The organism is Paenibacillus sp. J22P165, assembly GCF_059692015.1.
Map to the genome: position 1 here is coordinate 246,913 of NZ_JCAUAP010000005.1, position 12,551 is coordinate 259,463.

The 12,551-nt window shown below is 44.9% G+C and carries 11 protein-coding genes; 2 read left to right on the forward strand and 9 right to left on the reverse strand.

The features are described 5' to 3' along the window. Window positions 1-23 precede the first annotated feature (23 nt). The 3 genes from AC58QM_RS13800 to AC58QM_RS13810 all read right to left on the reverse strand — a co-directional run bounded on the left by AC58QM_RS13800 (window position 24) and on the right by AC58QM_RS13810 (window position 4,234). Window positions 24-1,169 (reverse strand): ABC transporter permease, encoded by a 1,146-nt coding sequence (locus tag AC58QM_RS13800; protein WP_497284829.1) that lies wholly within the window; start codon window positions 1,167-1,169, stop codon window positions 24-26. A gap of 2 nt (window positions 1,170-1,171) precedes the next feature. After that, entirely contained in the window at window positions 1,172-2,170 is a 999-nt protein-coding gene (locus tag AC58QM_RS13805; protein ID WP_497284831.1) for an ABC transporter permease, read from the reverse strand. Window positions 2,171-2,260: 90 nt separating this feature from the next. Further along, window positions 2,261-4,234, reverse strand: a complete 1,974-nt coding sequence (locus AC58QM_RS13810; protein WP_497284833.1) for an ABC transporter substrate-binding protein — start codon at window positions 4,232-4,234, stop codon at window positions 2,261-2,263. Between the two features lie 501 nt (window positions 4,235-4,735). Between AC58QM_RS13810 and AC58QM_RS13815 the strand changes: the two genes are divergently transcribed. Further along, entirely contained in the window at window positions 4,736-5,332 is a 597-nt protein-coding gene (locus AC58QM_RS13815; RefSeq protein ID WP_497284835.1) for a TetR/AcrR family transcriptional regulator, read from the forward strand. Between the two features lie 23 nt (window positions 5,333-5,355). Here the strand turns inward: AC58QM_RS13815 and AC58QM_RS13820 are convergent, their stop codons facing one another. From AC58QM_RS13820 to AC58QM_RS13835, 4 genes are all read right to left on the reverse strand, one after another. Then, window positions 5,356-6,069 carry a type 1 glutamine amidotransferase family protein gene (locus tag AC58QM_RS13820; protein WP_497284836.1) on the reverse strand — a complete coding sequence of 238 codons (714 nt, stop codon included), beginning with the start codon at window positions 6,067-6,069 and terminating at the stop codon, window positions 5,356-5,358. Continuing rightward, window positions 6,047-6,382, reverse strand: a complete 336-nt coding sequence (locus AC58QM_RS13825) for a DJ-1/PfpI family protein (RefSeq protein WP_497284838.1) — start codon at window positions 6,380-6,382, stop codon at window positions 6,047-6,049. The genes AC58QM_RS13820 and AC58QM_RS13825 overlap by 23 nt, the downstream gene beginning before the upstream one ends. A 13-nt stretch (window positions 6,383-6,395) precedes the next feature. Beyond that, complete coding sequence (locus AC58QM_RS13830; protein WP_497284840.1) at window positions 6,396-7,037, reverse strand: DUF2306 domain-containing protein; 642 nt, start codon at window positions 7,035-7,037, stop codon at window positions 6,396-6,398. A 175-nt stretch (window positions 7,038-7,212) separates the two neighbouring features. Then, window positions 7,213-7,518 carry an RNA polymerase alpha subunit C-terminal domain-containing protein gene (locus tag AC58QM_RS13835; RefSeq protein WP_497284842.1) on the reverse strand — a complete coding sequence of 102 codons (306 nt, stop codon included), beginning with the start codon at window positions 7,516-7,518 and terminating at the stop codon, window positions 7,213-7,215. A gap of 223 nt (window positions 7,519-7,741) precedes the next feature. Here AC58QM_RS13835 and AC58QM_RS13840 point away from each other — a divergent pair, with 223 nt between their 5' ends. Continuing rightward, window positions 7,742-8,074: a hypothetical protein gene (locus AC58QM_RS13840; RefSeq protein ID WP_497284844.1), complete on the forward strand. Its 333-nt coding sequence runs from the start codon at window positions 7,742-7,744 to the stop codon at window positions 8,072-8,074. Window positions 8,075-8,556: 482 nt separating this feature from the next. Here the strand turns inward: AC58QM_RS13840 and AC58QM_RS13845 are convergent, their stop codons facing one another. Beyond that, the gene (locus tag AC58QM_RS13845) at window positions 8,557-11,487 is read right to left on the reverse strand and encodes a family 78 glycoside hydrolase catalytic domain (protein WP_497284846.1); all 2,931 of its coding nucleotides are present in this window, start codon (window positions 11,485-11,487) and stop codon (window positions 8,557-8,559) included. Between the two features lie 154 nt (window positions 11,488-11,641). Further along, a complete protein-coding gene (locus AC58QM_RS13850) occupies window positions 11,642-12,478 on the reverse strand; it encodes a helix-turn-helix domain-containing protein (protein ID WP_497284848.1) in 837 nt (278 codons plus the stop codon). Window positions 12,479-12,551: the final 73 nt, after the last annotated feature.

Here is a 12,551-nt window from a genome sequence, read left to right on the forward strand (position 1 = left end):
GACATTCCCCGCCTTACCTTAGTTTATTTCTTGTATGGATCGGCTGCATCACGCAAACCGTCGCCTAGAAAGTTAAACGTTAACACGGTAACAATGACAAATCCGAGAGGGAAAAGCTTCCACGGATACAAAGCAATATTCTCAATCTGCTGTGCTTCCTGAAGCAATACACCCCAGCTGGTCGCAGGAGACCGTATGCCAAGCCCTAGAAAACTCATAGCCGTCTCGCCTAGAATCATTCCCGGGATGGCGAGTGTCGTCGCCACGACCAAATAGCTGATAAATCCAGGTAAAAGATGCTTGATAATAATTTTAGCGTCGCTGACGCCTGCTATTTTAGCTGCTAAAACATATTCTTCATTTTTTAACGAGATGAACTTCCCTCTCGCAACCCTCGCTAAATCCGTCCAACCGATGAACGCAAAGATAATGACGATATAGAGATACATGGTTACTACGGGAACTCGGGCCGGTATAGCAGCTGATAATGCCATCCATAAAGGGAGCGTTGGGAAGGAACGAATGATTTCAATGAACCGCTGAATAACCGAGTCAATCCATCCTCCGAAATACCCGGATATGCCTCCGATAAATAAACCTAAGACGAAACTTATAAACACACCAATAAGCGGGATACTTAATGAAATTTGACTGCCCAGGGCAACGCGTGATAGTAAATCTCTCCCCATTCCATCCGTACCGAACAGAAAGATACGACCAGGTTCATCTACACCAAATAGGTGGGTGCTTGTTGGGATCATGCCTAAAAATTTGTAGCTTTCACCTTTCACAAAAAAACGCAGCGGATGGCGAACATTCTCATCCTGAACAAACTTTTTCCGCAGTGTAACAGGATCTCTCCCTGATTTCAGTTCATTGACAAAGGGTCTGAAATGAAAGTTGCCCTCAGCATCCTTAAAACTCAATTTCGTAGGGGGCGCATTGACATATTTGCTATCGTAGCTTTCCAAACTATATGGGGCTATAAACTGAGCAAAGAGTGCTACTAGGTAAAAAATAGCTAGAATGATTAAGCTGATTCGGGCTAATTTATGTTTTTTCAATCTGCGGTATATAAGACGCCACTGCGAGCTGTAATAGACATCGTTATTTTTCGGACGCTTGAAGGTAGTTAGGAGTTGTTTACGCACCGTTGTAATTGGTTTCATAGTTACACACCTCTGAATGCAGTGCGAATTTTGGGATCGAGCCATGCCAACAATATATCCGAGATCAATGTACCTATAACCGTCAGTACGGCCATAAACAATAACCACGTACCTGCCAGATACATGTCTTGGGCTAATAATGCGTTATACATAACGGGACCTTGAATAGGCAAATTAAGAACAATCGCCGTAATCGTAGAACCAGTAAAAATCGACGTTAGTGACCATCCAAGGGTACTTACGATTGGATTGAGAGCAGCGCGCGTCGGGTATTTCAGTAATATTTTCATTTCTGATAAGCCTTTGGACCTTGCGGTCACTACATTCGGCTTATTTAATTCGTCCAGCATTTGCCCTCTCATGACGCGAATGAGCTCAGCTGTGTTCGCCAAACCAATCACGATAATAGGGATAATCATATGCTTCAGCAAGTCAAGAACCTTCCCCATCGACCATGCCGCACTCGCATATTCATTGGAAAATAGACCTAACAACGGATCACCAAAATACACATAGGACAAATACATGAGAATGATCGCCATCAAAAAGTGAGGTGTAGCCATACCAAGGAAACCGAATGCTGAGAAGATATAATCACCAATGGAATATTGTTTTACTGCACAATAGATCCCGATCGGGATCGCTACCGCATAAGTAAAAACCATCGTCGCCACAGAGACGATCAACGTTAACGCCATATATTGCGATATTACATCCATAACAGGCCTATTAAAGCTAAACGAATATCCGAAGTTAAAATCGGTGAAAATGTTTTTCATCCATTCCAAATATTGTACAAACCAATGTTGATCTAATTTTAAGGCTGATCTCATTTCGGCAATATCTGCTTGTGTCATGATCTCACCAGCCGCGGACATCTTCGCTGCATACGATGAAACATAGTCACCAGGAGGCAACTGAATGATATAGAACACTATAACGGATATAACAAAAACGACGGGTATGACCAAAATGATTCTTTTTAAAATATATTGGAGCATCTCGATCCTGTCCTCTCCGGTTAATTCGATGATCCTGGTGAAACGCATACTGGGGAAATTGAATTTCCCCAGTATCTCGTTTACTACGACCTATTGTTTGATAAAGAATTGAGCAGGATGCCCATGACCTAAGCTGCGGAATTCGTCAGCGAAAATTAAATTCTTAGGCACGTTGCCCATCTTGTTTGATGCAACAATCAGATTTGGTGTTGGACCCGTATAGCCAATTAACCATTGATTCTTTTGATTGAGTTTAATGATTTCATTACTCCACTTCGTAATATCTTCCTTCGTTGTCGATGATTTAACTTTATTCCAGTAATCCAAAACTAACGCGATGTCACCTTCCGGTTTAACGCCCTCTTTACCATTGGATGACGTGTATAAGCCATAATTTCCAAGCCATGGTGTCAATACGCGAAGTGGTACAAGTGTATCCGGTCTAAAAGCCACATTGACAAGCGAAATATTTTCTGTCGTTGCTGAAATCTTGTTTGCGTATTTGAGATCATTATGAGTCCCGGCATCTACAACTTTGATATCTACCTTTAGGCCCACTTTTTCATAATATTTTTTTACTAATTCCAAGAAAGTTGCTGTATTTGTTGTGTTCTCAGTAATCGTAATGGTTAGATCAGAACCGTCAGCGTTTAAACGGAAATTATTTTTATCACGTTTGGTCAGACCAAGTTCATCCAGAAGCTGATTAGCACGCGCTTGATCAAATTTACTCCACTGATCGGCCCAGCCTTTTTGGTAGCCAACCAAACCTTCTGGAACGGAAGCTTGTTGAGGCACCCCTAATCCGTTCGTAACAATTTCTGAAATCTCTTTGCGGTCGACCGCAACAGAAACAGCTTCTCTAAATTTAATATCTTGGAAGAGTTTACGCAGATTAGGATCAGCAATCGTCTGATTGAATTGAAGCCCTGTACTTGACCAAGCTGCTGTCGTCCAAGCCAATACACTGAAGCCTGCTTTTTTCTCATTTTCTTTTAATACGGTGAAATCTTTAAAGTCAAAACCAAGCAGATTATAATCGCCAGCTAATGCGCCAAGAACTCTTTGTGCTGGATCTTGAACTTTTGTAGCCACGATACGGTCCATATAAGGCAGTTGATTTCCTGCGCTGTCCACTTTCCAATAGTAAGGATTACGCTCCATAATAAATTGATCACTATTCGGATCATTTTTAGCTACCCATGGTCTTAAAGTTGGGATTTGCGGGTTAACCCAGTAGTAATAGCCCGTTGCGACCAAGAAAGATTTCACATCTGCAAAGCCCCATTGCTTCGCAATTTCAAGCGCCTTTGCTTCACCTACAAACTCAGGCAATATCGTTTTTTGGAAATGTGCCGGTGCAAAGAACCATTTATTATCGATAGCAACACGCTCTAAAAATTGTACGCTTGGATACTTATGGTTAACTTTAAAAGTGTAGTCATCCACTTTGGTCACTGTAGCTAGAGCCTTTTCTCCCGATACAGGGTCGACGGAGTAATAAGCATCATAAATTTTCTTTCCAAAAGTCTCTTTCGTGAGCATGTGCTCCCAGTAGAAAAGGACATCATCCGCTGTAAAAGGTACACCATCCGACCATTTCATGCCTTTTCTCAAATGGATAATGAATTCTGTTGAGTCTTTGTTGACTTCATAGCTTTTGGCAACGTTAGGCTCAACCTCACTTCCATCCTTATTAAAACGAAATAACGACTCCTCCGTAGGTTGACCAACAGCCCAGCGATCATTAGGTCCACCCCATGGCATTTTCCAGTCGCCGCCGTATTTGCCGATCTCATCCGTTACTTTTTCGACCATAATTTCGTCTTTCGCTGGAATCCGTTCAGCCACAGGCTTAATCGTTCCTGCAGTTACAAGCTTATTCAACATCGGAGCTTCTTTGTATGTCTCTATCTTGGCAGGCGGTGCTGATGCTACTGGACCCGTTGTTTCTTTCACGACTGCTGAACTTGCTTTTGGAGCCTCACTTTCACTCTCACATGCCACAAAAACTACGGCAAAAATCAACATCATCATTGCAAGAAGCCATCTGTTTTTTTGCAAGCTTATCCCCTCCATGGTTTAAAAGTATTATACGGGTACTTCAATATTCCTTAGCTCTTAACTGGATATTGTTTCCCTTCACCTCCAAGGTAAAATAACTTTAAACCGGTTTAATTGGGGTTATTACATTTCCGAGCTGTATGTGGTTAAACCGTTTTAATTCATTTTGTAAGCGCTTTAATAAATTCATGAAATTGCTAAGCATACTATCCTCAATCATGAAATCTTCCTGAGAATTACTGCGAAACTAGAAATCGAGAGATCTTCAGCAACCGTTTAACGCTCGGTGCTTAGAGGTATTAAACCGGTTTAATGATGCTGCTATGTAAACGTTTTCTTTCTAATATTTGTATCTTACATCGGATTTTAATCCTTTGCAATCTTTTTTTTGGAAGAATGTGGGTCAGTCAGTGGTGCCCCTTCTGGAGCAGTGAAAGGGTCATCAGGTGGGTTATGATGTGTTATAATTGAGCTACAATCGTTGTTCAGAGAGGAATTAGTATGATGCGCAAAGGTGAACAAACGAAACTCCGAATTATTGAGAAATCGGCTGTTCTATTTAATGATAAAGGGTACACAGGCACGACAATGCAGGATATCATGGCCGCAACTGGTTTAACTAAGGGAGCGATCTATCGCAACTTCACCAGCAAAGAGGAGATTGCGCTTGAAGCTTTTCAATACGCTGGGCACGTACTCTGGGAGCATTTTTCAGCGGCTATCGAGCTTCACGACACAGCAACCGGCAAAATTTTAGCCATGTGCGATGTGTACCGTGACACCGTCCATAACCCACCGATTCAAGGTGGATGCCCTTTTTTAAATACTGCGATTGAAAGTGACCACTCCTTCCCCGTCCTTCGGGACCCTGCTGTGGGCGCGTACACGCACATGTTGGGTTTCATTCAATCCTTACTAGCGCAAGGTGTGAGTACAGGCGAATTTCAAACGGAGATGGTCCTGGAATCGGTCGCTTCTTTTATCTTTTCCACAATTGAAGGCGGCATTATGGCCAGCAGGCTAACGCAGGACAACCGTCACGTTGCTTATGCCACACAACATATTGAACGGCTGCTCATGACCTACAAGGCTCATTAGCAGCCGTTTTTTCTTCGCGCATTTTAGTGGATTCGTCGTCCCGCAACCTTCGAAGCAGGCAGCATCCCTGCTTTGGCTGTTCCACTCATGGTGTCACCTTGCACGGTTACCTCAAACTTCAAATTCAATCTCATCGGCTTCTTCACCTTTTGCGTCCATGTCAATCGATGATGACCATCCCAAGTTGGATCGAGGAATTCGGCAACCTCATCACCTTGTGTTGCTGTGCCACTCACATATCCATCTTTCAATGAAATATGAAACAATACTGACATTTTGCCTATTGGTGTTGAAATCTCCGATTGCCATGTGCCCTCTATTCCTGAATCTTTGTGAGACGCCTCTTCGAAACTAGAAGTTGGTAGGTCTTGGGCATCAACTTCCGAACTCGCCGTAAAGTTAATGGGTACCCTACCTTGTGCTCGCCACACCGTCCCTCTGCGTTCGTATTCAAACAACTTCTCCACAGCTGATGCGATTTGAGGCCCGACTTCACGCTCCACCAAGTACAGCGCTACATCAAGTCCTGATGTCACACCACCTCCACTTACCAATCGGTGTCCATCCTCAACAACTCTTGCTGCAATTGGTATTGCACCTGTTGCTCCTAACGCCGCCATACCCAAATGATTCGTAACCGCATAGCGATCTTCCAACAAGCCCGCCATAGCAAGCACCAACGAGCCCCCGCATACCGTCGCCACCGTGATATTCTCATTCTCCAAAGCAAGTTTCAAGTTTCATTAATGCCGTTAAATTTGACTCCATCGCTAACTTTAGAATGTTCGGAACAGCATCATCCGAATCGCCTTCTGGCTTGCCTGATCCGCCAGGAACAAGGATAATACCTGATCTGCTCGGATCTAAGGCAGCTTCTGTTTCAATCGCTGGCCCGTTCATACCACTCGGTACTGATCGTTTCCCTTCCGCAGATACGAGCTCCACGGTTATATCTCCACCAGCATACATCGCCGCGGCAGCGAATACTTCATAAGGGGCTATAGCGTCCATTAGATCGAATCCATCGAATAGTACCACTTGAATATGCATCAGAATATCTCCTTTAAATGATCGTAGTTGGTTTTCTAAACACTATGCGAATGACTAGCTCGGCCGCCAGCATAAGACATAAGATCGATCCGTACACCGAAATTGTATAACTGGTGATATAAGCAAGTCCGACCCCCTGATGGAGCAGCCATGTTAAAGCATGAATCGTGAAATTGGTAAAAACAAAAGCATAGCTTCGCGTCATCCACTTGCGATGTTGATTCACTTGTTTCTTCCTAATCTTTACAATGGCGACAATCGTCATGACCAACCACACGATATTCATTAAGTTAAATCCCATGCTGCTTGCCTTCCCGCCAGTCGCATATGGTGCCATGTAACCGGAAGTAAGGTCAACGATAAGTACTGAAATCAAATAAAAATAACCATTCAATCGATGAAACTTGCGGTGTCTCTTTATGATCGAAGATGAGAAATTAACAGCTCCTGCAATCATAGCCGTACATGCAAAAATAATATGAACATTCATCACCTTTAGCCAGACAGCCGTATTTAGAGCTCGTTTAAGCGCAGTTTTATGGCTAAGAAAGGTACTTGCTTGTGGATCATGAATAAAGTTGGCGTACAAAACGTACACAATGAATAGCACGGACACTGTCACCATGAGAACGTAAGCTTTTTTACTTAGGATCATCTTTTCACCCTTTCACAGTCATTAAAAAAACCGAACCGTACGGTCTTTTTTATTATATAACAAAACCAATTATCTCCCCTATTTAATTGTTACAAAATCAGGAAGAAACTAACCAGTGTTAAAACATAAAAAGCGGCCTCCTATCATCATGGGGCCGCCTACGTATTTTGACCACTCAACTATTTAAACCAGAAAAGAATGATAGCCCGTTCGCCTGCAAGGCAGCTCGAAGTTTGGGTAATGAACCTGGCCCCATGCCGTGAAATCGTAGAATCTCCGCTTCGCTGTAGCCTGATAGCTGTTGCGCAGTTGTAATGCCATTGTTCTCCAATGCTCGTCTGGCAGGTGCTGAGAGTGTGGAAAGAAAACCGGATTCAGGCTTGAGCTCCTGCTCGCAAGTCGGACAAGTTGGACAGTCCGTACTTTTATAGTATTTGTGTCCTTTGTTGCAAATTCTTAATGTTTTCTTTGAGGTAGCCAATCGTCGAGCTCCTTCCCCTATGTAAACAATGTTGGATGCAGAATTACCACTTTTTTATACCTATTCTACCATAATCGAACCGCGGTCATCCTGCATGACCATTGGTCTGATTTATACTAATTTCTCTTGTAGTCATACGTGGAAAAGTATACACTTTTCTATGGATGATAGTTTTCCTTGGTACTAGTTAAATTGAAAGAGACTATGGGGAGGCAACATAACGATGGCACATACAGCCGAAATTGGAAGAGTACAAACATTGCTTCGCCATGCGCAGCAACTAGCTGGCGCTAACAACCAAGCAGATGAAAGAATTAAAAGCTTGAGCAGCCGTTTAGAATCGCTTCAACAACTTGCAGGTGTGAATGCCGCTCCGAGCGAGACTGCAAGCGAAAGTGTTACGGAAGCAGCGAGTGAAGAAGTCCAGGAAGCTAGCGAAGATAAGGAAAATGAAGATAAGAAAGATAATGAAGAGACCAATGAAGTGAATGACCAAGCGAATGATGAAGTTGCTGCAGCTGAAGAAGAAACCGCTCCCGACCCACAAAATGAGTAGCTAATCGTTATGAATGCCATTACATAGGTTGACCTGCAGTAGATTCTTCTACTTTGGGTCAACCTTATTTTTTTGGAAATGTAGGTACGCTAAGTCGAATTTTTCGAGTTGCAGTAGCTACATCGGCTTTTTCTTATAACGTAACTCGATTTTTTCGAGTTACGGGAGCTACTTCGCTTCTTTCTTGTACTGTAACTCGAATTTTTCGAGTTACAGCAGCTACTTCGCCTTTTTCTTGTCCCGTAACTCGAATTTTTCGAGTTGCAGGTGCCACATCGCTTCTTTCTTGTCCCGTAACTCGAATTTTTCGAGTTACAGCAGCTACTTCGCCTCTTTCTCTTCCCCTAACTCGAATTTTTCGAGTTACGCATGAGTAAGCGACGACGGTACCAACAGTAGCGTGAAGTCAAAAAAACGACTATTAATTCAGTATCGAATTAATAGTCGTCTTCTATGTTACTTTCCCCTATTCCAATCTACTATTAGGAGAGTTGACTTACTCGTCTGACGCTAACCGCACACGCCTCTGGAACACGAATATCCAGCTCTGCATGCTCAGGCGCTGTAACAACAAGTGAAACAATCTGCCCATTGTCGGCTCGCCAAGCAACGTCTATGCACCCGCCGTGTGGCAGCGGTACCGTCCCTTTTGCCCAACTTAAATCGCCGATGATGGGTTCGATGATCACTTTTGTCCAGCCCGGTGCAGCAGATCGCACACCTAACACGTAAGCACCAAGGAAATACCCCGGAGCCGCCGACCATGCGTGGCAATGGCTGCGTGTCAAATCATTCGCGTTTGCACGGTTCATCGTCGTGTGTCCATACATTTCCCAGCACGTCGTGGCATCGTTATCGAGCATAAAGCCGAAATTTTCTCGCATGTCGTCGAGCATCCACTGTACATTGCCAGATTTCATCAACGTTTCGTAATAAAAGAAAGACATAAACGGGCTGCCAATCGGCACGAATCCTTCTGGTGTAGCAGTCAAGTATTCACTCAGTAACGCAGCACGTTCGCCTTCCGCAACGCCCACGAGCAGCGCCATCACTTGTGTCTGCATGCTAAAAATGCTCGAGCGTCGACCTCCCCGATGAATACAATCGACATAAGCGCTCCTTTCCTCACTCCAGAGATGACGATTGATCGCTGCTTTCAAACGCGCCGCCATTTCGATACACGCTGCACCCTTTAGAGGCATCCCTGCAAGCTCTGCAATAGCGGCCGTTTCTTGCAGCGCCTTCACTAGCATCAAATTCTGATGTGTGACAATGCCGTCATTAGGTTGATCCATCGGCGCCCAATCGAGTAGGTTCCAGCCCTTCATATCCAATAAATCATCCGTATTAAGTCGTTCCAGATACGCTTCTAACGTCAGCAACATCTTAGGCAGCATATCCGCCGCAAAAACACGATTTCCTGTATGCTCCGCGTATTCTCGACAAGCCACGATCCAGAAGAACGTCCAGTTCGGAATGACACTCGTCCACGCGCTAGGTACCTGATCGCCGTACAATGGCGTCTGAAACTCGGAGCCAGGAACTAGACGAAGGCATCGCTCTACAATCTCTGTTCCGCCAAACGTATAATAATTGACGAGCGCTTCGTTGCGACTGTCTCCTACCCAGAAGGCCTGCTCGTAAGCCGGGCAGTCGACGAATGTATCCTCCATACAGAGCTTCGTTGTATGCTTGGAAATATCCCAAATCTGATTGAGCTTATAATCGGAGCTCCTGAAAGCACCGATCTCTGGTGCCGGGTAGTTGCTTTGAACGACCCGGACATCACGAATCAGCACCGGTTTCTTCGCACCACGCACAGTGACAATCACATATCTGAACCCTCTGCGAATCGGGGATTCATACCGTTGCGTACCTTCGCGGGTCACATACCGCAGTGTATTATCCAACCCGAACATATGCTGAACGTATGTGTCCTTCCGATATTCGATGCCGTACCAATCGATGATGACTCCCGCTTCGGCTTCTAGTTCAAATTCGAGATACCCACTCCACTCCTTGCCGAAATCGAGCATAAACTCAGTGTCTCCACCTTCGAACACAGGCACTACGCCTGGGTCTGTGGAAGCGATCGCAATACGCTGCAGACTAGCTGGAACAGAGAAATCCTCCGATTCACGCTTCGCGAACTGCGGCATGAAGGCATCCTCTCCATTTGCCAAGCTATGAGGAACAGGTTCAACCGGGTAACCCGCGGCAAGTAAATCCGTAATACTCGCCAACGGAGCGATGCTTTCAGCGAAGCGGACTTTCTCAGCTTCCCACGAGGCAAATAGATCATCCTGATCGATATAATCAATAATTGTGTAGGTAAAAGAGGGACCAATGCGAACGAATGGAGACATCGGCTCCCCATCCCCTTCAACCTCGTATGGCGAAATCCACGTAATACCTGAGTCCGCGTCAACGCCAATGCGGTTACTTTGACCATGTTCAGGGCCATATACGGTGTACAGCAAGAGATGGTCACCTGCTGGCAATTGAGCACGAATATGCATAAGCGGCGGCTCTACTTCCAGCTCCGCTGCCGTATAAAGCCTATCTCCTAATCGAACGACGCCGAGACCGCTGACGTGGAGCGTAATCTTCACTTCCGTTTCCGCTTCCAAGCGGAGTGTTGTTGCAAAAGCTCCGCAGAAGCGAATATGGTTGGCATTTTCTTCACCAGGAGCCTTCATCAAATGATATGCCTCGATAAAAGCGGTAAGTTGATAAGGGACCACTCTAGCTAATGAAATCACGCGTGTAGGCAGAACAGGTTCCTCCGTCAGGTATGGAATATCCCTCGGCACTAGCCGCACCCAAGGCTCCACACCTGCTGGCCCAATGACGGAAGCTTGCTCCCAATGTGCATCGGAATAAGCCGACAATGTCCAGTCTTCCGCCAGCTTTCTACCGTCGATGCGTTCTGCGAAAGCTAACTGACAGGACATTCGGGAGATGGCTGGGTCTTGTCCGGCATGTACAGATGTTCGCCAATCGGCTCCCGTTTGCACAAGTGTCATTTCGGTGTTGCCTGCGAACGCATCTAATTGCGCAAGCAATCCGCCACGTTCTCGTAAATATTGAAAATTGGAGACGCCAAAATGCATCACTTGCACGGCGATTGTATTGATCTCACCACGGCGAAGAAGATGCCCTACCTCATGTGCGTCATAAAAAATATCCATAGGAAAATATCGAACAGGGCCTCTTCCGACCCGCTTTCCATTGATATAAGCTTCATAGCGAGAGTCCGCTGTGATCCATAAGATTGCCTTCTCCAGCATTCCCAAATCCTGCGGACAAATGAACGAAGTTCTGAACCAGCGCCATTCATTGCGTGGACTTTCCTCAGATCCTCCCCAGATCCAATTGGCTTTCCAAGGTGTGCTTTTTGCGAGAGTGGTCATACTTGTATACCTCCTAGCTTTAATAACCTGTCATCCTCATCTTATAACAAATTAACAGCTAATTTCGGCGGTATATGCGACATATATATAGGGCAATCATGACAAAAAAAACCTCCCACCCGAAGATGGACAGAGTCGTCTTCACAAAGCATTCCTACTTGTCCTTCCTATAAAACAACGGGGCATGTCCCGTAACTAACTTAAATACGCGTCCAAAATGCGTGACACTGCCGAAACCAACTTTCTTGGCAATCAGACTCACCTTCATCGGAGTTTGTTCCAACAGCTTTTTTGCTTCCTTAATTCTAACGCTGTTTAAATACTCGACAAAGGTAAAGCCAGTCGCTTCTTTAAAGAATCGGCTTAAATAATAGGGACTGACATAGAATTTCTCAGCCAACAGGTGCAGCGGCAGCTCCTGCATGTAATGGGTGTTCATATACCGTACAACCTCCAAGATCCGTTCGTGCATGGGACTAGGAGACTCTAGTGGTTCCAACTCATGTTGTTTGGCATGCCGACAGCAAATAATAAGAAGCTGCAGCACCAACGTCTGCGCAAACATCTCGAAGCCAGGCTTCTTTTCTTGCATCTCCTGCATGACGGATCGTGCAAGCGACTCTATAGCAAGTTTGTCGTGCAGCGGACATTTGATAATCAGGTAGGCATGCTCAAATAAAGGCTGAAAAATGTCCCGTTTTACATCATTCACCGAGGTCATTTGACTCTCATGAATATTTACAATGAGCCGCTCATGCTTGGGCATTTCTGTGTTGGTCGTCCGATGGAGGATATTCGGAGAGATGATAACGACATCCCCTTCCTCAATGATCATCGTCCTGTCCTTTATAAAAAAAGTCCGCTTGCCGGACATCAAATAGAAAATTTCATACGTACTGTGAAAATGGTTGGCCGGCATATTGTGACTTAGCGCTTTCCGATAGGAAACAGAGAAGGATCCTTCGCCGTTATCAAATTGAAAATCACCCATCCTCATCTCCGCCTCTCGTCTGGTTATGATTTTATTATACCCCCCTGCTCATAGTCTGCAAGATATAAGAAGA

What these genes read in the sequence shown, in the direction of transcription:
- AC58QM_RS13800 (WP_497284829.1), bottom strand. Translation starts at nt 1,169, where the DNA reads ATGAAACCAATTACAACGGTGCGTAAACAACTCCTAACTACCTTCAAG.
- AC58QM_RS13805 (WP_497284831.1), bottom strand. Translation starts at nt 2,170, where the DNA reads ATGCTCCAATATATTTTAAAAAGAATCATTTTGGTCATACCCGTCGTT.
- AC58QM_RS13815 (WP_497284835.1), top strand. Translation starts at nt 4,736, where the DNA reads ATGATGCGCAAAGGTGAACAAACGAAACTCCGAATTATTGAGAAATCG.
- AC58QM_RS13825 (WP_497284838.1), bottom strand. Translation starts at nt 6,382, where the DNA reads ATGCATATTCAAGTGGTACTATTCGATGGATTCGATCTAATGGACGCT.
- AC58QM_RS13830 (WP_497284840.1), bottom strand. Translation starts at nt 7,037, where the DNA reads ATGATCCTAAGTAAAAAAGCTTACGTTCTCATGGTGACAGTGTCCGTG.
- AC58QM_RS13840 (WP_497284844.1), top strand. Translation starts at nt 7,742, where the DNA reads ATGGCACATACAGCCGAAATTGGAAGAGTACAAACATTGCTTCGCCAT.
- AC58QM_RS13845 (WP_497284846.1), bottom strand. Translation starts at nt 11,487, where the DNA reads ATGACCACTCTCGCAAAAAGCACACCTTGGAAAGCCAATTGGATCTGG.
- AC58QM_RS13850 (WP_497284848.1), bottom strand. Translation starts at nt 12,478, where the DNA reads ATGGGTGATTTTCAATTTGATAACGGCGAAGGATCCTTCTCTGTTTCC.